Below are 18,741 nucleotides of genomic sequence, written 5' to 3' on the forward strand. Positions count from 1 at the left end.
GCGGGGTGCCTCCTCAGATCAGGTGGGCGCGCTTCCACAGGGTCTCCGTCGGGCCGCCGACGATCCCCTGCTCGCGCAGGAACGGCACGAGCTTGCGCGAGGACCAGCGCAGCATCTCGTGGTGGTGCGGGTTGGCCAGCGCCGCCTTCCGCCCGACCGCCGGGGCGATCCCGACGCTGCGGTAGACCTCGGGGTGGATGAGGTTGCGGGCGACGACGAACGCGATCCGCGCGGTGAGGTAGCGGGCCCAGGCGCGCTCGGCGCGGTTGGTCCTCGGCATGATCCGCTGCAGCTCCTCCCGGGCGTAGCGGACGTGCCGCGCCTCCTCGGTGACGTGGATCTTGTTGATCATGCGGGACAGCGGCTGGACGCGCTCGTCGCGCATGCCCTCGCGCTGGAGCTGGTCGAGGATCTCCTCGACGAAGAGGGTGCCGGCGAACATCGCCGGGCCGGTGCCGATGGTCTTCATCAGCCGGCCCTGCTCGTGGGTGAGCCGGCGCGGGGCGTAGTCCGGCACGCCGTAGCGCTCGGTGGCCTTGGCGAACATCATCGAGTGCCGGCACTCGTCGGCGATCTCGACCAGCGCGTACTGGATGTGCGCGCGACGCGGGTCGCGGTCGTAGGCGTAGCGCAGCAGCATCTGCATGAGGATCATCTCGAACCACAGCCCGATCCGGGCGACGCTGCAGAACTCGTGCACCGACAGCGTGATCCGCTGCTCCTCGGTGAGGCCGTCCCACAGCGGCGTGCCGTAGAGCGACACGCGCTCGGGGACGATGCCGTACCTGCCCTCGACCAGCGGGGCGTCCCAGTCGATGTCGATCGACGGGTCGTAGGAGGTCGTGACCGAGCTCTTGAGCAGCCGTCGGGCGGTGTCCTCGCGGTCGGCGAGATTGGTCTTGCTGCCGGTGCGGGCGGGAGCGCTCATCGGTCGCGCCTTCCTGCTGGGAGGGTCCTGTGGTGGCGGGTTCCACACCCGGAACCCTTGCTGTTACCGCCGGTAACGGTTACCACTGGTAACGTGCCCCAGGACACGAGGGATGTCAAGCCGGACGCGCGCAGCCGCCGACGGGAGGAACGGCGGACCGAGATGGTCTCCGCCGCCGTCGAGGCGATCCGCGAGCACGGTCCGGGGGTCTCGGTCGCCCAGATCGCGGCCGCGGCCGGCATCACCAAGCCGGTGCTCTACCGGCACTTCGCCGACCGCGCCGACCTGCAGCGGGCCGTCAGCGAGCACGCCGCGGACATGCTGCTGCAGCGGATCTACCCGGTGCTGGCGATCGAGGCCGAGCCGATCGAGCACGTCGCCGCCGTCATCGACGCCTACCTCGGGATGATCGAGGACGAGCCCCAGCTGTACCGGTTCGTCGTCGCGAACCCGGCCGAGCCGGTGCCGGGCGCGGAGATCGCCCAGGACGTCCGCGGCCAGATCGGCGCCCTGCTCACTACCCTGTTCGGGGAGCGGCTGCGCGCCGAGGGCCGCGACTCCGGCGGCGCCGAGGCGTGGGCGCACGGGATCATCGGGATGGTCCAGACCGCGGGCGAGTGGTGGCTGGAACGCCGGACGATGAGCCGCGACGCGCTCACCAACTACCTGTCCGCGCTGATCTGGGGCGGGATCGCCGGCGTCGCCGGGATCGACTCCCCCACCGCGAACGCCGACATCCTGCGGCTGGTCCCCGAGCCGCAGGTGCCCGACGCCTCCGGGGGCGACCGGTGAGCGGCGACCACGATCACGACGAGGGCTACCGCGGCCCCGCCGCCCTGGTGCTCGACGGGGAGACCGTCGACGTCGAGGTGCTGCTCGACGCCCGGCACGAGCCCTTCGACGGCAGGCTGCACTGGTCCGGCCGGGTCGCCGCGCACCCCCGGCTCACCGCGCTGCTCGGCAGCCGCGGCGGGACCGCCGAGGTCCGGACGCCCGGGCACGCGGCCGTCGGCACGCTGTCCGAGCCGGACGTGTGGGACCGGTTCCGGATCACCGGCACGGGCAGGCCGCCGTTCGCGCTGGACGGGCCGCCCCCGCCCGAGACCGACTGACCCGCGCCCACCGGCCCCGGACACGCGTCGGGCCCGGTCCCGCGGACGGGTACCGGGCCCGGACGACTCCGTGTGCGCTCAGCCGCTGAGGCCGAACCCGACCCGGCGCTCCTCGGACGGGCCGATCTCCACGTACGAGATGCGCGCGACCGGGACGACGTAGCGACGGCCCTCGTCGTCGGTGAGGTCCAGCAGCCCGTCGTCGGACTTCATCGCCCCGCTCACGAGCTGGGCCACCTCGTCCGGCGTGCGGTCGCTGGACACCACGAGCTCCCGCGGGGTCTCCGCGATGCCGATCTTGACCTTCACCGGTGGTCCTCCCGATCCGTCACTTCTGATCACCTTGCCCGCGCCAGGCTAGTCCAGATCGGGCCGGAGCATCGGCGAGCCGGGAGCGGACAGCCGGGCCGGGGCTCAGGAGAGTCCGAGCCTGCCCATCCGGCGGCCGTGCGCGGTCTGCACCGTCCGGATGAGCCCGGCCACGCCGCCCTTCTCCCCCGAGCCGAGCACGATGAACTCGGCCAGCTCGTCGCGCTCGGCGACGACCCGCTGGGCGTGGGTGACGGCCTCGCCGAGCAGCCGCCTGCCCCACAGGGCCAGCCGGTCGCGCTGCGCCGGGTTGGCGGCGCAGGCGGCCCGCACCTCGCGCTCGGCGAAGGCGGAGTGCCCGGTGTCGGCGAGCACCCGCTGCACCAGGTCGCCGGTGCCGGGGTCCACCCAGCCCGCGACCTCGCGGTAGAAGTCGGCGCCGAGACCGTCGCCGAGGTAGGCCTTGACCAGCGACTCCAGCCAGCTCCGCGGGGCGGTCGAGGCGTGGTAGCTGTCGATCAGCGCGACGAACGGCGCCATCGCGTCGGCGACGGCGATCCCGCTGCGGCCCAGGTGGTCCTCGATGAGGCGGAAGTGGCCGATCTCGGCGGCCGCCATCGTCGACAGCTGCGCGCGGCCGGCCAGCGTCGGCGCGGCCCGGGCGTCCTCGGCGAGCCGGTCGAACGCCGACAGCTCGCCGTAGGCCAGCACGCCGAGCAGCTCCACGGTCGCGGCCGTCGGCGCGTCGCCTCCAGTGGTCATGACCATCACCCTAACCGGGCCGTACGGGCCCGCCGGGCGGCCCGCGACGGCCGCCCCGGCCACGGGGCGAGACAACTCACCACACCCGGCGACGGCCGCGCCGTCGTGTTCGGGCGCCGCGGCGGGTACCATGCGGGCAGCGCGTCACCGGATTTCGGGCTCATGGGACTCCATGCGGACGCGCCCACCGCGCGGGGACCGGGTAACGGGACGAGCGGCCGACACGGCCGAGCACGTCTCACCGGGACCCGCACCCGAACTGGTGCGCGCAGCGCCTCGGCGGCTCTCCCGCCCGGACCGTCCCCGACGGCCCGGGGCCGGTCGACGAGCCACGCCACGGCTCCTGTGCGCGGAGAGAGGCGATCACACTGTCCCGAGTCGACAGCACCGACACCCCCGAGGCCGACCCGGGCTTCCTGCCCACCGGCATCACCCCCAGCGAGACCCCGCTCGGCGTGACCAACCCCGGCGGCGAGAAGCTCCCCCCGACCTTCGCCGAGCTCGGCGTCCGGCCCGAGATCGTCTCCGCGCTCGCGGAGAACGACATCGTGCGCACGTTCGCGATCCAGGAGCTCACCCTCCCGCTGGCGCTCGCCGGCGAGGACGTCATCGGCCAGGCCCGCACCGGCACCGGCAAGACGCTGGGCTTCGGCGTCCCGCTGCTGCAGCGGATCACCCCGCCCGGTGAGCGTGCCGCGGCCACCGCCGAGGGCGAGGCCGCCGACCGCACCAAGGACGTCCCGCAGGCGCTCGTCGTCGTCCCGACCCGCGAGCTGTGCGTGCAGGTCGCCCGGGACATCGCCGCCGCGGGCAAGAACCTGGGCGTGCGCGTCGTCGCCATCTACGGCGGCCGTGCCTACGAGCCGCAGCTGGAGGCCCTGCGCAAGGGCGTCGACGTCATCGTCGGCACCCCGGGCCGGCTGCTCGACCTCGCCGAGCAGCGCCACCTGGTCCTCGGCCGGGTCAAGGCGCTCGTCCTCGACGAGGCCGACGAGATGCTGGACCTGGGCTTCCTGCCCGACGTCGAGCGGATCCTGCGCATGCTCCCCGAGGAGCGGCACACGATGCTGTTCTCGGCGACCATGCCGGGCCCGATCGTGCAGCTGTCCCGGGCGTTCCTGACCCGCCCGACGCACATCCGCGCGGAGGAGGCCGACCAGGGCTCCATCCACGAGCGGACCAAGCAGCTCGTCTACCGCGCGCACGCGATGGACAAGGTCGAGCTGGTCACCCGGGCCCTGCAGGCCAAGGACCGCGGCCTGACGATGATCTTCACCCGGACCAAGCGGACCGCCCAGCGGGTCGCCGACGACCTCGCCGAGCGCGGCTTCGCCGCCGCCGCGGTGCACGGTGACCTCGGCCAGGGCGCCCGTGAGCAGGCGCTGCGCGCGTTCCGCGCGGAGAAGGTCGACGTGCTGGTCGCGACCGACGTCGCGGCCCGCGGCATCGACGTCACCGGCGTCACCCACGTCATCAACTACCAGTGCCCCGAGGACGCGAAGACCTACGTGCACCGGATCGGCCGCACCGGCCGCGCCGGGCGCGAGGGCGTCGCGGTCACGCTGGTGGACTGGGACGAGACCCCGCGCTGGAAGATGATCTCCGACGACCTGTCGCTGGGCATCGACGAGCCGGTCGAGACCTACTCGACCTCGGACCACCTGTTCACCGACCTCGACATCCCGACGACGGCGTCCGGGCGGCTCCCGCTGTCCGCGCGCACCCGCGCCGGGCTCGACGCCGAGTACATCGACTCCGAGGGCGACCACCAGGGCGCCCGCAAGCCGCGCGGCAGCCGTCGTGACGGCGCCGGGCGCGACGGCGGCGGCCGCGAGGGCAGCCGCGACGGCGACGGCGACGAGGGCGGTCGCCGCCCGCGGCGCAACCGCTCCCGGTCCCGGACCCGCGGCGGGGTCGCGGTCGAGGCGGGCGCCTCGGCCCCCGCCGAGGGTGCCGCCTCCGCGGGCTCCGCCGAGGGCGCCCCGCAGAACGGGCCGGACGCCGGCGCGTCGGCCGAGGGCGGGGCGGCCAAGCCGCGCCGCCGTCGTCGCCGCGGCGGGTCGCGGCGCGGACCCGGCGGCGGCGAGTCCGCCGACGGGGCCGACGCGGCCGCCAGCTGACACCACGCGTGCTGCGCGGCCGACCCCTGCGGGACCGGCTCCCGCTCCCGGGCGTCCCCGCCGAACGACGACACCGCGGCGACCGACTGGTCGCCGCGGTGCTCGTGCTGCTGGTCGCCGGGGTCGCGGTGCTCTACGCCGTGCAGAGCCCGGCCGCGCACACCGAGTCGGTGACGGCCGCGACCGCGCCCACCCCGCCGCCGCCGGTCGGCCCGGTCCCGGCCGGGTTCACCGAGCTGTGGCGGGCGGCCAGCCCGGACACGCCGGTGCCGCTGGCGGTCGGGGACGGCGTCGTCGTCGCCGAGGGGTCGCGGGTATCCGGGCACGACGCCCGCACGGGCGCCGAGCGCTGGAGCTACGAGCGTGACCTGCCGCTGTGCACCACCGGGTTCGCCGACGGCCGCGTGCTCGCGCTCTACCGCAACGACGAGTACTGCTCCGAGCTGTCCACGCTCCAGCCCGACTCCGGGGCCCGTGGACCGGCCCGGACCCTCGACGCCCGGCCCGGCACCCGGCTGATCGGCCAGGACCCGGTGCTCGCGACCGGCCAGGACTACGTCGAGACCTTCCGCTCCGACCTGGTCCGCACCGCCGAGTACGGCACGGTGCGCGCGCTGGAGGAGCCCGGCTCGCAGCCGCGGTCGGGGTGCACGTTCCGCTCCTTCGCCGCCGCCGAGGACCGCGCCGCGATCCTGGAGCGCTGCCCCGGTGAGCCGTCCGAGCGGCTGACGGTGCTGCGTCCCAGCGGGACCGAGGGTGACCGGCCCGCGTTCGACTCGTCGTCGGTCACCGGGACCGACGGCGCCCAGGTGGTCGCCGCGTCGTCCGAGCGCGTCGCCGTCCTGCTCCCGGGTGCACCCCGCCTGGCCCTCTACGACCGGTCCGGGCGCAGCATCGGCGAGTTCCCGGTCGACGCGGGCGCGACGGTCGCCACCCCCGCCGACGGCGTCGCCCGCACCACCGCCGACGACCAGCGCCGCTACTGGTGGACCGGCGGCGCGACCGTCGCGCTGGACACCCGCAGCCTCCAGCCGCGCTGGAGCCTGCCCGGCACCCTCGGCCCCGGGACCCGCTACGGCGACCGGCTGCTCGTGCCCGTCCCCGGCGGGATCGCCGACGTCGACCCGGCCACCGGCGTCGTCGCCCGGACTCTGCCGGTGGACCGCGGCCCGGTCACCGCGCCGGTCCTGCTCGCCGCCCAGGGCGCCCTGCTGGTCGAGCTGCGCGGCGACGAGCTCGTCGTGCTGGGGCCCGCCGGCTGAGCCGACCGTTGCCATAGTGTCTTCGACACTAGTATCGTCGACACCATGACACAGCGGTCCGGCCTGGCCCTCGCCGTGCTGTCCCTGCTCACCGAGGAGCCCATGCACCCCTACCGGGTGCAGCAGCTCGTCCGCGAGCGGGGCAAGGACGACGTGGTCAACGTCGGGCAGCGGTCACAGCTCTACAAGACGATCGACCGTCTCGCGCGCGACGGCCTGATCGTCGAGCACACCACCGAGCGGGAGACCGCCCGCCCGGAACGCACCCTGTACGCGGTCACCGACGCGGGCCGCGAGACCGCCGAGGAGTGGACCCGGGAGATGCTGGCCGTGCCGCGGCCGGAGTTCCCCGAGTTCGTCGTCGGCCTCGCGCACCTGCCCCAGCTCACCCCGGCCGACGCCGCCGCGGCCGTGGAGATCCGCCTCGGCACCCTGCGACGACGGCTGGCCGGCGCCCGGGCGAGCCACGACGCGGTCGCGGGCCTGCTGCCGTGGGTCGTGCTCGTCGAGCTCGGGTACACCATCGCGATGCTGGAGGCCGAGACCTCCTGGGTCGCCGCGCTCGTCGACGACGTCCGCTCCGGCCGCCTCACCTGGAACCGCGAGGAGCTGCTGCGCCTGGCCGCCGCGCGCAGCGGCACCGCACCGCCCGACCGCCCCTGACCGGGCGCCGGGCGCGTCCCGGCCGCACCGCACGCACGGCCGTCGCGTCCGCGACCGGCCGCGATCCGCCCTGCTCCGACACGGAGGTCCACCATGTCCGTCCGAGTGATCGTCGCCGGTGCCGGTACCGGCGGCCTGTGCCTGGCCCAGCGACTGCACCGGGCCGGGGCGCAGGTCGTCGTCCTGGAACGCGACACCGACCCGCGGCCGGCCGGGCTGCGCGGCTACCGGGTCGGGATCTCCCCCGACGGCTCCCGGGCCCTGCGGGCCTGCCTGCCCGCGGAGCTGTACGCGGTGTTCGAGGCGACCACGGCCGCGTCGTACGACCGGCTGCTGATGTGCACCGAGCAGTACCGCGAGCTGCTGTCGCTGCCGTTCGCCGAGATGCCCGGCGGCGGGGCCGAGGAGTTCAACGTCAGCCGCACCACGCTGCGCCGGGTGCTGCTGACCGGCATCGGGGACACGGTGCGCTGGGGCAGCCCGTACGTCGACCACGAGGTGCGCGACGACGGCACCGTCCTCGTCCGCACCGGGGACGGGGACACGGTCACCGGCGACCTGCTCGTGGGCGCCGACGGCGCGCACTCCCGGGTCCGCGCACGGTTCCTGCCCGGTGCGGGCCACACCTCCACCGGGCTCGTCGCGATCGGCGGCCGCGCCCCGCTCGACGCCGCCACGACCGCGCTGCTGCCCGGCGCCGACGGCATGGCCCTGGTGTTCGGCCGCACCGGGACGATGGGGATCACCCACGTCATGCGGATGCCCTGGGACGCCGACCGCGTCCCGCGCCCCGGGACCGACCCGGCCCGCGCCGCGGCGCTGCGCGGCTGGCCCGGGCTGGCCGGGGACCCGACGGACGACTTCGTCTCGTGGGGCGTCACCGTCTCGCACACCGTGCTGCCGGGCGGGCGGGCGGTGTCCGCGGACGGCTCCGCTCTGCTCACCCTGGCGCAGCAGGTCACCGCGGACTGGGACCCGCGCTGGCGCGCGCTGCTCGACCGGTCGGACCCGGCGTCGGCGTTGTGGATCGACATCCGCACCTCCAACCCGCTGCCGCACTGGGAGCCCGGCCCGGTCACGCTGCTCGGCGACGCCGCGCACACCATGACCCCCGGCCGCGGCGCCGGCGCCAACACCGCCCTGCGCGATGCCCGTGAGCTGGGCGAACGCCTGGTCCGGGTGCACGACGGCGGCCTCGACCTGCGCACCGCCGTCGGCGGCTACGAGGCGGAGATGCGCCGCTACTCGGCCGTCGCGGTGCGCGAGTCGCTGCAGCAGATGCACGACGACTCCGACCGCGGCCCGGTCGCGCGGGCGCTGGGGACCGCCGCGCAGCGGACCGGGCTGCGCCTGGTGAACCGGGTCCCCGCGCTGCGCCGGCGGCTGGCCCGCGGCATGCAGCGCGTCAGGGACTCCGAGCGCGCCTGAGCGGCTACAGGAACCAGCCGAACCCGAGCACCAACGACGCCGTCACGACCACCCCGAGCGCGGCGAGCAGCCCGGTGCGGTCCCGCCGCCGGTCCGCGACGACCTGGCCGACGACGGCGACGACCGCCGCCCCGACGTGCGCGACGATCGCGCCGGAGCCGGGCCCGGGGACCCCGCTGTTCCCGGCCACCCACTCCACGACGACCAGCCCGAGCGCGAGCACGACCAGCCCGCCGGCGAGCACCCCGGCCAGGCCGCGCAGCAGCCGGGCCCCGGCGCCGTCGACGTCGGGTCCGGGGGTGCGGCGCCGTGCCCGCCGCTCGCCCTCCTCGGCGCGGCGGCGGTCGGCCCGCCGGCCGGGCGCGCGGGCGGCGGGGTGCTCGTCGGCGCGCGGCGGCTCGCCCGCGCCGGAGGACAGCCCGCGGCGCGACCCGGCGTCGCCGCGGCGCGGTGCGCGGCGGGACTCGGGCAGGGCCTCGGTGGGCCGCGGACCCGCCGGGGGCCCGACGCCGCCGCGGCGCCCGGGCGGGCCGGACGGCGGGACCGGCGGGCGGGGGCCGTAGCCGTCGGGGCCGGGGTGCGGGCGGCCGTGCGACGGCCCGGCGCGGTACGGGGCGGGCGCGCCCGGCGGGCGGGGCGGGAGCGGGGGGCGGCCGCGGGGCGGCGGGCCGGGGAACTGCGGGTCGGCGGTCACGGGGCGAGCAGGTCCCACGGTCGCGGCTCCGGGACGGCGGCGCGGCCCGGAGCGCAGTTCCGGCGGACCGCGCAGGTCCCGCAGTGCGCACCGGTGCGGGCCGGGAAGAGCGTGTCGGCGTCGCCGCCGTCGGCCAGCGCGGTCGTCGCCCCGGCGGCGGCGTCGGCGGACTCCGCGGCCGCGGCGACGTGCCGGTCGAGGGAGGCCTGGTCGTGGGTGTGCGCGGCGACGGTCCCGGTCGGCACGTGGTGCAGCTCGACCGTGCGGCAGGGGCGGCGGAACACCGAGGCGGTGGCGACGGCGTAGAGCGCGAGCTGCCGGGAGTCCGCGGCGTCGGCCGCGGTCGGCACCCGGCGCCCGGTCTTGAAGTCGACGACGACGGCCTCGCCGTCGCGCGCGTCGATCCTGTCGACCCGGCCCTCGACCAGCAGCGGCCCGGCGGGGGCCCGCACCCACCGTTCGACGGCGAGCGGCTCGTCCCGCCCGGCCGGGCCGTCGACGGCGGCGGCCAGCCAGTCCCGGGCGCGCTCGCGGTACCGGGCGGCCTGGGCGTCGTCGGCGAACCCCTCGCCGGTCCAGTGCCGGTCCACCAGGGACGCGGCCTGCTCCGGGGTGCGCCGCTCGGCGGGCAGGGCCGCCAGCGACCGCAGCGCCAGGTGCACCACCGCACCGAGCGTGGTGTGGGCGAACCCGCCGCCCCGCGGCGGGGCCGGCCGGTCGACGTGCAGCATCCGGTAGCGGCGCGGGCAGGCGTCCCAGGTGTCGAGCCGGGCCGGGGTGACCCGGTGCAGCGCGGTCGCACCGAAGCCGGGGTCGAGCAGGTCCAGGCCGAGCTGACCGTCCGGGGTCCCGGTGGCGGGAGCGGTGGTCCGGGCCATGGGCGCCACGGTACTCCCGGACGGTCACCGACCGTCGATCACTCCCGGCGACGCACCGTCACGCGGTGCCGCCGGATCCGCCGTGCAGCACGGGGACGCCGGTGGCCCGTTCGGTCAGCGCCGCGTAGACCTCCGGGTCGGTCGTCTCCTCGGCGAGCGGGGTCGTCTTGTTCGTGCCGTGGTAGTCGCTGGAGCCGGTCGCGAGCAGGCCGTGCTCGGCGGTGATCCCGCGCAGCAGCTCGCGGTCGGCCGGGGCGTGGTTCGGGTGGTCGACCTCGATCCCGCCCAGCCCCCAGCCGACGAGGTCCACGAGCACCGACGGCTCCACGACCACACCGCGCCTGCGGGCCAGTGGGTGCGCGAACACCGCGACCCCGCCCGCCGCGACGATCATCTCGACGGCCGTCTCGACCCGGGTGTCGGCCCGCGGCACGTAGTAGGGGCTGTCGTTGTGCAGCAGCTCGGCGAAGGCCTCGTCGACCGACCCGACGACGCCGGCCGCGACGAGCGCGCGGGCCAGGTGCGGCCGGCCCGCGCTGCCGCCCTCGGGCAGGTGCGCGAACACGGTGTCGACGTCGACCGGGTACCCGTCGGCGGCCATCCGTCCGATCATGGTCTCCAGCCGCTGCACGCGCTCGGACCGGAGCCGCTCCTGCTCCGCGACGATCGCGGCGTGCTCCGGGTCGAACAGGTAGCCGAGCAGGTGCACCGAGCAGCGCGGCTCGCCCGTGCGGCCGGTCGGGCTCAGGCAGGAGAACTCCGCGCCGCGCACCAGCGCGAGACCGGCCGGCAGCGCGGCCCCCGCCTCGGTCCACCCGGCGGTGGTGTCGTGGTCGGTGATCGCGACGACGTCGAGCCCCGCGGCGCCGGCCGCCCGGACCAGCCCGGCCGGGGAGTCGGTGCCGTCGGACGCGGTGGAGTGGGCGTGCAGGTCGATGACGGACACGCGCCCGACCCTAGCCCCGCGCACCACCGGCGCACCCCGGGACGGGGCGCCTACTCCCCCGTCGGGCGGGACGACCCGGTCCAGTCGGCCAGCGCGGTCCGGACGTGCGCGACCGCCTGTTCCGACGACATCGGGGGCACCCCGCGCAGCCGTTGCAGGGCCAGCCCGTCGACCAGCGCGACGAGCCGGGCCGCGGTGCCGTCGGGGTCCGCGCAGCGCAGCGAGCCGTCGGCGACCCCGGCGAGGACCAGGTCCCGCAGGACGGTGTGCCAGCCGGTGTAGCGCTCGTGCTGGGACCGTTCGTCGTCCCACACGCCGTCCTGCCAGCACTCGAACCACAGCCGCCAGTGCGGCCGGGTCTCCTCGTCGAGCGAGGCGGCGAGCAGCAGGTCCAGGCCGTCGCGCGGGGCCAGCGCCGCGGCCCGCTCGCGCAGCGGGTCGTAGTAGGCGGCGAGCTGCACGGCGAGGGACTCGGCGAGGATCTCCCGGACCCCGGAGAAGTGGTAGGTCAGCGTCCCGACCGACACCCCGGCCGCGGCGGCGATGTCCCGGATGCCGGTGCCGCGCACGCCGCGTTCGGCGACCAGGGCCGGGACCGCCTCGAGCACCATCGCGCGCCGGACCTCGGTGGGCTGGCGGCGCCGCGCGGGCCGGGCGCTCATGCGCCCCGCCGCGGGATCGTGCGGTGCCAGCGTCGCTCGGCGACGATCTCGTCGCCGTGCCGCGCGACCAGCGAGCTGTCGGCGACGAAGTCGGTGGCGGTCGCGGTGAGCACCGAGCGGGTCTCGACGTCGGTCCGCCAGTCGCCGCGGCCGATCGCGATCGTCCAGGCCGACTCGGCGCGCGCCGAGAGCGGGTCGCCGTCGGTGATCCGGTAGGTCTCGCGGGTGTCCTCGGCGTAGGACAGGCCGTCGGGGAAGGTGCGCGAGCCGCCGTAGCGGGGGTCGACGCGCAGCTCCCAGGTGCCGGTACCGACGTCGTGGAGGACCTCGCGTTCGGGACGGTCCGGCGGCGGGGTGGTCGTCACCGGCAGTGGCGGCGCCTGCTCGGGCGGGCCGAACGTCGTCGCCGGGAGGTCGGTGCCGGTGTTCAGCGGCAGGGTCAGCGAGCTCCGGCCGGGTACGACCGTCAGGCGTACCGGCTCGGGGTGCGGCCACACCCACGGCCAGTACGTCTGCGAGACCGCGACCCGCAGCCGCCCGCCGGCGGGGACGGCCGAGCCGGTCGCCATCAGCGGCACCTCGACCGTCTCGGGGACGCCCGGGGTCCACGGCACGGTGCGGTCGCGGCCGTGGCGGCGGGTCAGGTTCAGCACGCCCCGGGTGACCAGTGTGGACGCGCCGTCGTCGTCCACGGTGCACAGCCGGACGACGACGGCGGCCGCGGGCCGGTCGGCGTCCAGGTGCAGCCGCACCACCGGCCTGCCGAGGATCTCGACGCGCTCGGGCAGCGGGCCGAGGTCGAAGCAGACCGAGCGGCCGTCCTCGGCGCGCTGGTCGGGCGGCAGGTCGGTGGGGTTGCCGAAGGGGAAGTAGCGCCCGGCGTCGATCCCGGTGTGGTCCGGCGCGGCGACGACGACCGGCTCGCTCCCGCTGCCCAGCACCAGCTCACGGACGGTCTCCCCGACGGCCGGGGCGCCGACCCACCGCCCGGGGCGCTCGGGGTAGGTGGTGGCGGGCCGGACCGGTTCCTGGATCCACGCCCGCAGCGGCGGGTCGTCCTCGACGCCGGTGGGCTCGTCCTTGAGCCAGCGGTCCCACCAGCGCAGCGTCTCCTGCAGGAACCCGATCGCGGGGCCGGGCGGCAGCTCGATGTCGGGGTAGCGGTGCGCCCACGGGCCGACGATCCCGCGCACCGGTGCGTCCAGTGTGGACAGCAGGCGGAGCACGGTGTCGCGGTACGGGTCGTTCCATCCGCCGACGGCGAGCACCGCGGCCCGGATCGCCGAGGGGTCCTCGCAGACCGAGCCGTGCCGCCAGTAGTCGTCGCGCTCGGGGTGGGCCAGCCAGTGGTGCAGGAACGGTTCGGCCGCCTCCAGGCGCTCGCGCCACATCGGCAGCCACCGCTCCCCGACGACGGCCGGGTCCGGCGGCCGGGCGGTGAACGCCAGCATCGTGCCCGACCAGCCCGCCATGTCGATGCCGAGCACGGCGCCGCCGGTGTAGTGCACGTCGTTGTCGTAGCGGTCGTCGGTGGAGCAGACGGTGACGACCGCCTGGAGCGCGTCGGGGGCGAGCGCGGCGACCTGCAGGGCGTTGAACCCGCCCCAGGAGATCCCGAACATCCCGACCCGGCCGGTGCACCAGGGCTGCGCGGCCAGCCACTCCACGACGTCGACGCCGTCGGCCAGCTCGGCCGGGGTGTACTCGTCGAGCAGCAGCCCCTCGGAGTCGCCGGTGCCCCGGACGTCGACGCGCACCGAGGCGTAGCCGTGCCCGGCGTACCAGGGGTGGCGGGCGGCGTCGCGGGGCGCGGTCCAGTCGTCCTTGCGGTAGGGCAGGTACTCCAGCAGGGCGGGCACCGGGTCGTCGAGGGCGTCGACCGGGAGCTGGATGCGGGCGTGCAGCCGGGTGCCGTCGCGGGTGGGGATCCAGGCGTCGACGGTCTCGGTGCGGCGCGGGAACGCGTCGCGGTACCTCATGGTGCGGGGGTCTCCTCAGGACTGCCGAGATCGGTGTAGCGGGCGGCGGTGAGCAGCTCGCGGGTGTAGGGGTGCTGCGGGTCGGCGAAGACCTCGGCGGTCGGCCCGTGCTCGACGACCCGGCCGTGCCTCAGCACCAGCACCCGGTCGGCGAGGCCGCGCACCACGGCGAGGTCGTGGCTGATCAGCAGCACGGCGAGGTCGCGCTCGCGGCGCAGGTCGTCGAGCAGCGCCAGCACCGAGGCCTGCACCGACACGTCGAGCGCGGTGGTCACCTCGTCCGCGACGACGACGGCCGGGTCCCCGGCCAGCGCGCGGGCGATCCCCACCCGCTGGCGCTGCCCGCCCGAGAGCTGCGCCGGGAGCCGCCCGGCGAACGACGCGTCGAGCCGCACGTCGGCGACCAGCTCGGCGACCCGGCGGGCGACGCCCGCGCGCCCGGTCGCCGTGCCGAACAGCCGGACCGGCCGGGCCAGTGACGAGCCGACGGTGCGGCGCGGGTTCAGCGCGGTGTCGGCGCTCTGGAAGGCCATCTGCAGGGCCCGGCGGACCTCGACCGGCCGCCGTCCGGCGGGGCGGGACAGGTCGCCGGCCGGGGCGCCGTCCGGGGTGCACAGCCGCAGCGTCCCGCCGGCCGGGATGACGAGGCCGGCCAGCGCCCGGGCCAGGGTGGACTTGCCGCTGCCCGACTCCCCGACGATCGCCAGGACCTCGCCGCGGCGCACGGTGAACGACACGTCCTCCACGGCGACGGTGCCGCCGTAGGTGATCCGGGCGCCGTCGACCTGCACCGCGACCGGGCGGTCGCCCGCTGGCGCGCCGGCGGCCCGGTCGCGGACGGTGCGGGTGCCGTCCTCGCCGACCTCGGCGAGCCCGGTGTCGGTCAGCCGCGGCACCGAGGCGAGCAGCCGACGGGTGTAGGCGGTGCGCGGGTCGGCGAACAGCTCCGGCGCCGGGCGCTGCTCGACGGGCTCCCCGTCGCGCAGGACCAGCACCTCGTCGGCCATCCGCCGCACGACGCCGAGGTCGTGGCTGACCAGCACGCTCGCCAGGCCGTCGGCCTCGGCGAGCTCGGCCAGCAGCCGCAGCACCTCCTCCTGGGTGAGCACGTCCAGCCCGGTCGTCGGCTCGTCGAGCACGAGCAGGTCCGGCCGGGCCGCGACGGCCATGGCGATCGAGACCCGCTGCTGCTGCCCGCCGGAGAGCTGGTGCGGGTACCGCGGCGCCAGGGCGGGGTCGAGCCGGACGCGGTCGAGCAGCTCCGCGACCCGGGTGTCCCGGTCGCCGGTCCCCTCGGGCAGCGCCTCGGCGAGCTGGACGCCGATCCGCATCGACGGCGTCAGCACCGCCCCGGAGTTCTGCGCGACCATCGCGACGGTCCCGCGGCGCAGCGCGCGCACCCGTCGCGGGCCCGCGGCGAACACGTCCTCGCCGTGCAGCGCGACGGTGCCCGCGGTGATCCGCGACCCGCGGCGCAGGTGGCCGAGCAGCGCCGCGGCGACGGTGGACTTGCCGCTCCCGGACTCCCCGACCAGGCCGAGGGTGCACCCCGGCTCGACGGCGAAGGACACCCCGCGCACGACGGGCACATCGGCCCGGCCCGCCCGGTAGGCGATCCCGAGACCGGAGACCCGGGCGACCGGGGCGCTCACCGGCGGGCCCCCGCGGTCATCCGGTCGACGCCCCACCGGTTCGCCAGCCCGTCCGCGGCCAGGTTCAGCCCGATGACCAGCGTGGCCAGCGCGAGGATCGGGGCGAGCACGCTCCACGGCACGACGGTGACGGCGGTGCGGTTCTCGGCGACCATGAGCCCCCAGTCCGGCGTCGGGGGCGCGGCCCCGAACCCGAGGAACGACAGCGAGCTGATCAGCAGCACCACCCAGGACGCGCGCAGCGCGAACTCCACCGCGACGACCCCGACGACGTTCGGCAGGACCTCGCGGACCAGCACCGAGCCGGTGCGCTCGCCGCGCATCCGGGCCGCGGCGACGAAGTCGAGCCGGACCACCGACATCGCGGCGGCACGCACGACGCGGACCACCGCCGGGGCGTAGGTGACGGTCACCGCGAGCACGACGACCGCCGGGCCGGCGCCGAGGACGGACACCACCACGAGCAGCGCCAGCACCGGCGGGACCGCCAGCACCGCGTCCAGGACGCGCATGACCGCGTCGTCGAGCCACCCGCCGCGCAGGGCGACCAGGCAGCCGAGCAGGGTGCCGAGCCCGACCGCGGCGACGGTCGCGGCGACCGACACGGCGAGCGCGTACCGGCCGCCGTACAGGACCCGGGCCAGCACGTCGCGGCCGTAGGCGTCGGTGCCCGCCCAGTGCGCCCAGGACGGATCCTGCAGCGCCGCCGCCGGGTCGCTGACGACCGGCGAGTACGGCGACAGCAGCGGCGCGGCCAGGGCGAGCACCAGGTGCAGCCCGACCAGCGCGACCCCGACGAGCAGCGGCGCCCGGCTCACCGGGTGCTCCGCAGCCGCGGGTCCAGCGCCATCGCCGCGAGGTCGGCGGCCAGGTTGACCACGACGTAGACGACCGCGCCGAGCACGGCGACCGCCTGCAGGGTCGGGACGTCGCGGTTCTGCACCGCGCGCAGCATCAGCGTCCCGACGCCCGGGTAGTTGAACACCGCCTCGACCACGACGGCTCCTCCGATCAGCCAGGCCAGGTTCACCGCGATGACGTTGAGCGTCGGCAGCAGCGCCGAGGGCAGGACGTGGGCGAGGACGATCCGGCCGCGCGGCACGCCCTTGAGCCTCGCGGTCGTGACGAACTCCGAGCCCATCGTGTCGATCACCCCGGCCCGGGCCATCCGCACGATGTAGGCGGCCATGACCGTGGTGAGCGCGATCGCGGGCAGCCAGATCGCCCCGGCCAGGTCGGCGACGGGTGCGGTCGGCCCGTCCAGCACGACGGCGGGCGCGAGCGGGACCGTGATCGCGAGCAGCAGCACCAGCACGGTCGCGACGACGAACTCCGGCACGCTCATCCCGACCAGGCAGATCGTGGAGATCACCAGGTCCGGCGCGCGGTCGCGGTACAGCCCCGCGACGACGCCGAGCGCCACCGCGAGCGGGATGCCGACGAGCACCGCGGGCCCGGCGACGAGCAGGGTGTTGCGCAGGTGCACGGCCAGGTCGGCCGTGACCGGGTCCCCGCTGACCAGCGACGTCCCGAGGTCACCGGTGAGCGCGGCGCCCAGCCAGCCGAGGTAGCGCTCCCAGGCGGGCCGGTCGAGGCCGAGCTGCTCGCGCAGCGCCGCGACCGCGTCGGGCGTCGCGTCGCGGCCGAGCAGCTGGGTGGCGAGGTCCCCCGGCAGGGCCTGGAGCGCGACGAAGACCAGCACCGAGGCCAGCAGCAGGGTCAGCACCGAGACGCCGAGCCGGCGCAGCACGTAGGCGGTCATGCGAACCCCAGCCCGCGGTAGTCGAACTCGAACCCGTGCTCGCGGTAGCCGCGGACGTCGCGGGACATGCCGACCAGGCGGTCGGCGAACATCGGGGTGAGCGCGGAGCCGTGGGTGGCGACGTAGCGCTGGGCGTCCTGGTAGAGCGTGCGACGGCGGGCGGCGTCGGTCTCGGCCCGGGCGGCGTCGAGCATCGCGTCGAACCGGGGGTCGGCCCAGTCGGACTCGTTGTACGACGACCCGGACCGGAAGATCTGGTTGAGCAGCTGGTCGATCGGGCGGCCGGTGAACCAGTACGACACGCACAGCGGGCGGGTCATCCACACCTGGGTGTAGTAGGAGTCGGCCGGGGCGGTGACCAGCCGGGCGCGGATCCCGGCGTCGGCGAGGGAGTCGGCGAAGGCGACCGCGACCGGGGTGAACAGCGGGTCGTAGGCCGAGGTGTAGACGTCGAGCTCCAGTCCCTCGGCACCGGCGCGGCGCAGCAGCGACCGGGCCCGGTCGGGGTCGCGCGGGCGCAGCGTCGAGACCCAGTCCCGCTGTTCGGGCGGGACCGGGTTGTCCCCGCCGACGACGCCGGCGTCGCGCGCCGCGGTGTCCAGCACGGCCTGCGGGTCGTAGGCCAGCCGGACGGCGTCGCGGACCGCGGGGTCGGTGAACGGCGCGGCCGTCGCGAGCATCGGGACCGTGTACCACTGGGCGTTGCGCGAGCGCGCCACCGTGGTGCGCGGTGAGGACGCCACCACCCGGGCGGTGGCGGTGTCGAGGTTGGTCTGCATGAGCAGGTGCACCTGCCCGGCCAGCAGCGCGTTGGTGCGGGCCTGGGCGTCGGCGACGGAGGCGAACGCGATCTCGTCGAGGTGCGGGCGGCCCGCCCAGTGGTCCTCGTGGGCGGTGACGCTGCCGCGCCCGGCCGGGGTGAACCCGCCGAGCACGAACGGGCCGGTGCCGACCCCGATCTCCCCCGACGCCGGCAGCACCCCGCACTGGTAGCCCGACAGCAGCGACGGGAGCTCGGCCGCGGGCTTGGCCAGCGCGACCTGCAGCGTGTACCGGTCCGGGGCCGACAGCCCGGCCGGCTCCAGCAGCCCGGCGAACACCCCGGCCATCGGCGACGACGTCGCCGGGTCCAGGATCCGCCGCAGCGTGTGGACGGCGTCGGCGGCGGTGAGCTCGCGCCCGTGGTGGAAGGTGACGCCGCGGCGCAGCCGGAACCGCCAGGTGCGCGCGTCCGGGGTCGACTCCCAGGACTCGGCGAGCCCCGGGACGGCGGCTCCGGTGTCGTCGAGCACGACGAGCCGGTCGTAGAGCGCGCCGAGGTACTCGTAGGCCGACAGCGAGCTCGCGGGGTCCAGTGTCTCGGCCCCGGACGCGGGCGGCCGGGCGATGACCATCCGCCCGCCGCGACGGGCCGGTCCGGCCGGTCCCGCCTCCGGGATCGCCGTCGTCGCGGGGGCGCCGCCGCAGCCGGTGAGCCCCGCGGCACCGAGCCCGGCCAGTCCCAGCCCGGCCAGTCCGCCGCGCAGGGCGGCCCGGCGGGTCAGTGTCACCGGCACGCGCCCACCCCTTCTCGTTCACTGAACG

At 76.4% G+C, this 18,741-nt stretch carries 18 protein-coding genes; 6 read left to right on the plus strand and 12 right to left on the minus strand.

Going from position 1 to position 18,741, the window contains the following annotated elements; all coding sequences use genetic code 11:
- Window positions 1-13: 13 nt before the first annotated feature.
- Window positions 14-928, minus strand: a complete 915-nt coding sequence (locus KPL60_RS22835; protein WP_226355343.1) for a diiron oxygenase — start codon at window positions 926-928, stop codon at window positions 14-16.
- A gap of 93 nt (window positions 929-1,021) precedes the next feature.
- Between KPL60_RS22835 and KPL60_RS22840 the strand changes: the two genes are divergently transcribed.
- Both KPL60_RS22840 and KPL60_RS22845 read left to right on the plus strand, forming a co-directional pair.
- The gene (locus tag KPL60_RS22840; RefSeq protein ID WP_226355342.1) at window positions 1,022-1,720 is read left to right on the plus strand and encodes a TetR family transcriptional regulator; all 699 of its coding nucleotides are present in this window, start codon (window positions 1,022-1,024) and stop codon (window positions 1,718-1,720) included.
- On the plus strand, window positions 1,717-2,040 hold the full coding sequence (locus KPL60_RS22845) for a DUF4873 domain-containing protein (RefSeq protein ID WP_226367145.1): 324 nt from the start codon (window positions 1,717-1,719) through the stop codon (window positions 2,038-2,040). Before KPL60_RS22840 ends, KPL60_RS22845 begins: the two co-directional genes overlap by 4 nt.
- 78 nt (window positions 2,041-2,118) lie before the next feature.
- On the opposite strand, the gene KPL60_RS22850 is transcribed toward KPL60_RS22845, so the two are convergent.
- Together KPL60_RS22850 and KPL60_RS22855 are read right to left on the minus strand one after the other, a co-directional pair.
- Window positions 2,119-2,349, minus strand: a complete 231-nt coding sequence (locus tag KPL60_RS22850) for a DUF3107 domain-containing protein (RefSeq protein ID WP_020625913.1) — start codon at window positions 2,347-2,349, stop codon at window positions 2,119-2,121.
- A gap of 105 nt (window positions 2,350-2,454) precedes the next feature.
- Complete coding sequence (locus KPL60_RS22855; protein WP_226355341.1) at window positions 2,455-3,111, minus strand: ferritin-like fold-containing protein; 657 nt, start codon at window positions 3,109-3,111, stop codon at window positions 2,455-2,457.
- Window positions 3,112-3,566: 455 nt separating this feature from the next.
- On the opposite strand from KPL60_RS22855, the gene KPL60_RS22860 reads away from it, so the two are divergent.
- The 4 genes from KPL60_RS22860 (at window position 3,567) to KPL60_RS22875 (ending at window position 8,584) form a co-directional block, all read left to right on the plus strand.
- Entirely contained in the window at window positions 3,567-5,231 is a 1,665-nt protein-coding gene (locus KPL60_RS22860) for a DEAD/DEAH box helicase (protein WP_374228739.1), read from the plus strand.
- Between the two features lie 8 nt (window positions 5,232-5,239).
- Window positions 5,240-6,493: a hypothetical protein gene (locus KPL60_RS22865; protein WP_226367146.1), complete on the plus strand. Its 1,254-nt coding sequence runs from the start codon at window positions 5,240-5,242 to the stop codon at window positions 6,491-6,493.
- A 45-nt stretch (window positions 6,494-6,538) separates the two neighbouring features.
- Window positions 6,539-7,156, plus strand: a complete 618-nt coding sequence (locus KPL60_RS22870) for a PadR family transcriptional regulator (protein WP_178374324.1) — start codon at window positions 6,539-6,541, stop codon at window positions 7,154-7,156.
- Between the two features lie 93 nt (window positions 7,157-7,249).
- Window positions 7,250-8,584 (plus strand): NAD(P)/FAD-dependent oxidoreductase, encoded by a 1,335-nt coding sequence (locus KPL60_RS22875; RefSeq protein ID WP_226367147.1) that lies wholly within the window; start codon window positions 7,250-7,252, stop codon window positions 8,582-8,584.
- A gap of 4 nt (window positions 8,585-8,588) precedes the next feature.
- Here KPL60_RS22875 and KPL60_RS22880 read toward each other — a convergent pair whose 3' ends face one another.
- Genes KPL60_RS22880 through KPL60_RS22920 form a run of 9 tightly spaced genes read right to left on the minus strand, consistent with a single transcriptional unit; the run spans window position 8,589 to window position 18,713 of the window.
- On the minus strand, window positions 8,589-9,278 hold the full coding sequence (locus tag KPL60_RS22880; RefSeq protein WP_226367148.1) for a hypothetical protein: 690 nt from the start codon (window positions 9,276-9,278) through the stop codon (window positions 8,589-8,591).
- Window positions 9,275-10,156 (minus strand): PD-(D/E)XK nuclease family protein, encoded by an 882-nt coding sequence (locus KPL60_RS22885; protein ID WP_178374327.1) that lies wholly within the window; start codon window positions 10,154-10,156, stop codon window positions 9,275-9,277. The genes KPL60_RS22880 and KPL60_RS22885 overlap by 4 nt, the downstream gene beginning before the upstream one ends.
- 58 nt (window positions 10,157-10,214) lie before the next feature.
- On the minus strand, window positions 10,215-11,102 hold the full coding sequence (locus KPL60_RS22890; RefSeq protein ID WP_226367149.1) for a PHP domain-containing protein: 888 nt from the start codon (window positions 11,100-11,102) through the stop codon (window positions 10,215-10,217).
- A 50-nt stretch (window positions 11,103-11,152) separates the two neighbouring features.
- Window positions 11,153-11,764: a TetR/AcrR family transcriptional regulator gene (locus KPL60_RS22895; RefSeq protein WP_226367150.1), complete on the minus strand. Its 612-nt coding sequence runs from the start codon at window positions 11,762-11,764 to the stop codon at window positions 11,153-11,155.
- Window positions 11,761-13,743, minus strand: a complete 1,983-nt coding sequence (locus KPL60_RS22900) for a CocE/NonD family hydrolase (RefSeq protein WP_226367151.1) — start codon at window positions 13,741-13,743, stop codon at window positions 11,761-11,763. Before KPL60_RS22900 ends, KPL60_RS22895 begins: the two co-directional genes overlap by 4 nt.
- Entirely contained in the window at window positions 13,740-15,395 is a 1,656-nt protein-coding gene (locus KPL60_RS34835; protein ID WP_226367152.1) for an ABC transporter ATP-binding protein, read from the minus strand. The genes KPL60_RS22900 and KPL60_RS34835 overlap by 4 nt, the downstream gene beginning before the upstream one ends.
- Complete coding sequence (locus KPL60_RS22910; RefSeq protein WP_226355333.1) at window positions 15,392-16,213, minus strand: ABC transporter permease; 822 nt, start codon at window positions 16,211-16,213, stop codon at window positions 15,392-15,394. The genes KPL60_RS34835 and KPL60_RS22910 overlap by 4 nt, the downstream gene beginning before the upstream one ends.
- Window positions 16,210-17,157: an ABC transporter permease gene (locus KPL60_RS22915; protein WP_226367153.1), complete on the minus strand. Its 948-nt coding sequence runs from the start codon at window positions 17,155-17,157 to the stop codon at window positions 16,210-16,212. The genes KPL60_RS22910 and KPL60_RS22915 overlap by 4 nt, the downstream gene beginning before the upstream one ends.
- A complete protein-coding gene (locus KPL60_RS22920; protein WP_226367154.1) occupies window positions 17,154-18,713 on the minus strand; it encodes an ABC transporter substrate-binding protein in 1,560 nt (519 codons plus the stop codon). The genes KPL60_RS22915 and KPL60_RS22920 overlap by 4 nt, the downstream gene beginning before the upstream one ends.
- Window positions 18,714-18,741: the final 28 nt, after the last annotated feature.

Origin of the sequence: Pseudonocardia sp. ICBG162, assembly GCF_020496225.1 — a bacterium.
Classification (GTDB): domain Bacteria; phylum Actinomycetota; class Actinomycetes; order Mycobacteriales; family Pseudonocardiaceae; genus Pseudonocardia; species Pseudonocardia alni.

Coding starts and splice junctions, on each gene's coding strand:
- KPL60_RS22900 (WP_226367151.1), bottom strand. CDS start 13,743: ATGAGGTACCGCGACGCGTTCCCGCGCCGCACCGAGACCGTCGACGCC.
- KPL60_RS22895 (WP_226367150.1), bottom strand. CDS start 11,764: ATGAGCGCCCGGCCCGCGCGGCGCCGCCAGCCCACCGAGGTCCGGCGC.
- KPL60_RS22875 (WP_226367147.1), top strand. CDS start 7,250: ATGTCCGTCCGAGTGATCGTCGCCGGTGCCGGTACCGGCGGCCTGTGC.
- KPL60_RS22885 (WP_178374327.1), bottom strand. CDS start 10,156: ATGGCCCGGACCACCGCTCCCGCCACCGGGACCCCGGACGGTCAGCTC.
- KPL60_RS22855 (WP_226355341.1), bottom strand. CDS start 3,111: ATGACCACTGGAGGCGACGCGCCGACGGCCGCGACCGTGGAGCTGCTC.
- KPL60_RS22915 (WP_226367153.1), bottom strand. CDS start 17,157: ATGACCGCCTACGTGCTGCGCCGGCTCGGCGTCTCGGTGCTGACCCTG.
- KPL60_RS22835 (WP_226355343.1), bottom strand. CDS start 928: ATGAGCGCTCCCGCCCGCACCGGCAGCAAGACCAATCTCGCCGACCGC.
- KPL60_RS22870 (WP_178374324.1), top strand. CDS start 6,539: ATGACACAGCGGTCCGGCCTGGCCCTCGCCGTGCTGTCCCTGCTCACC.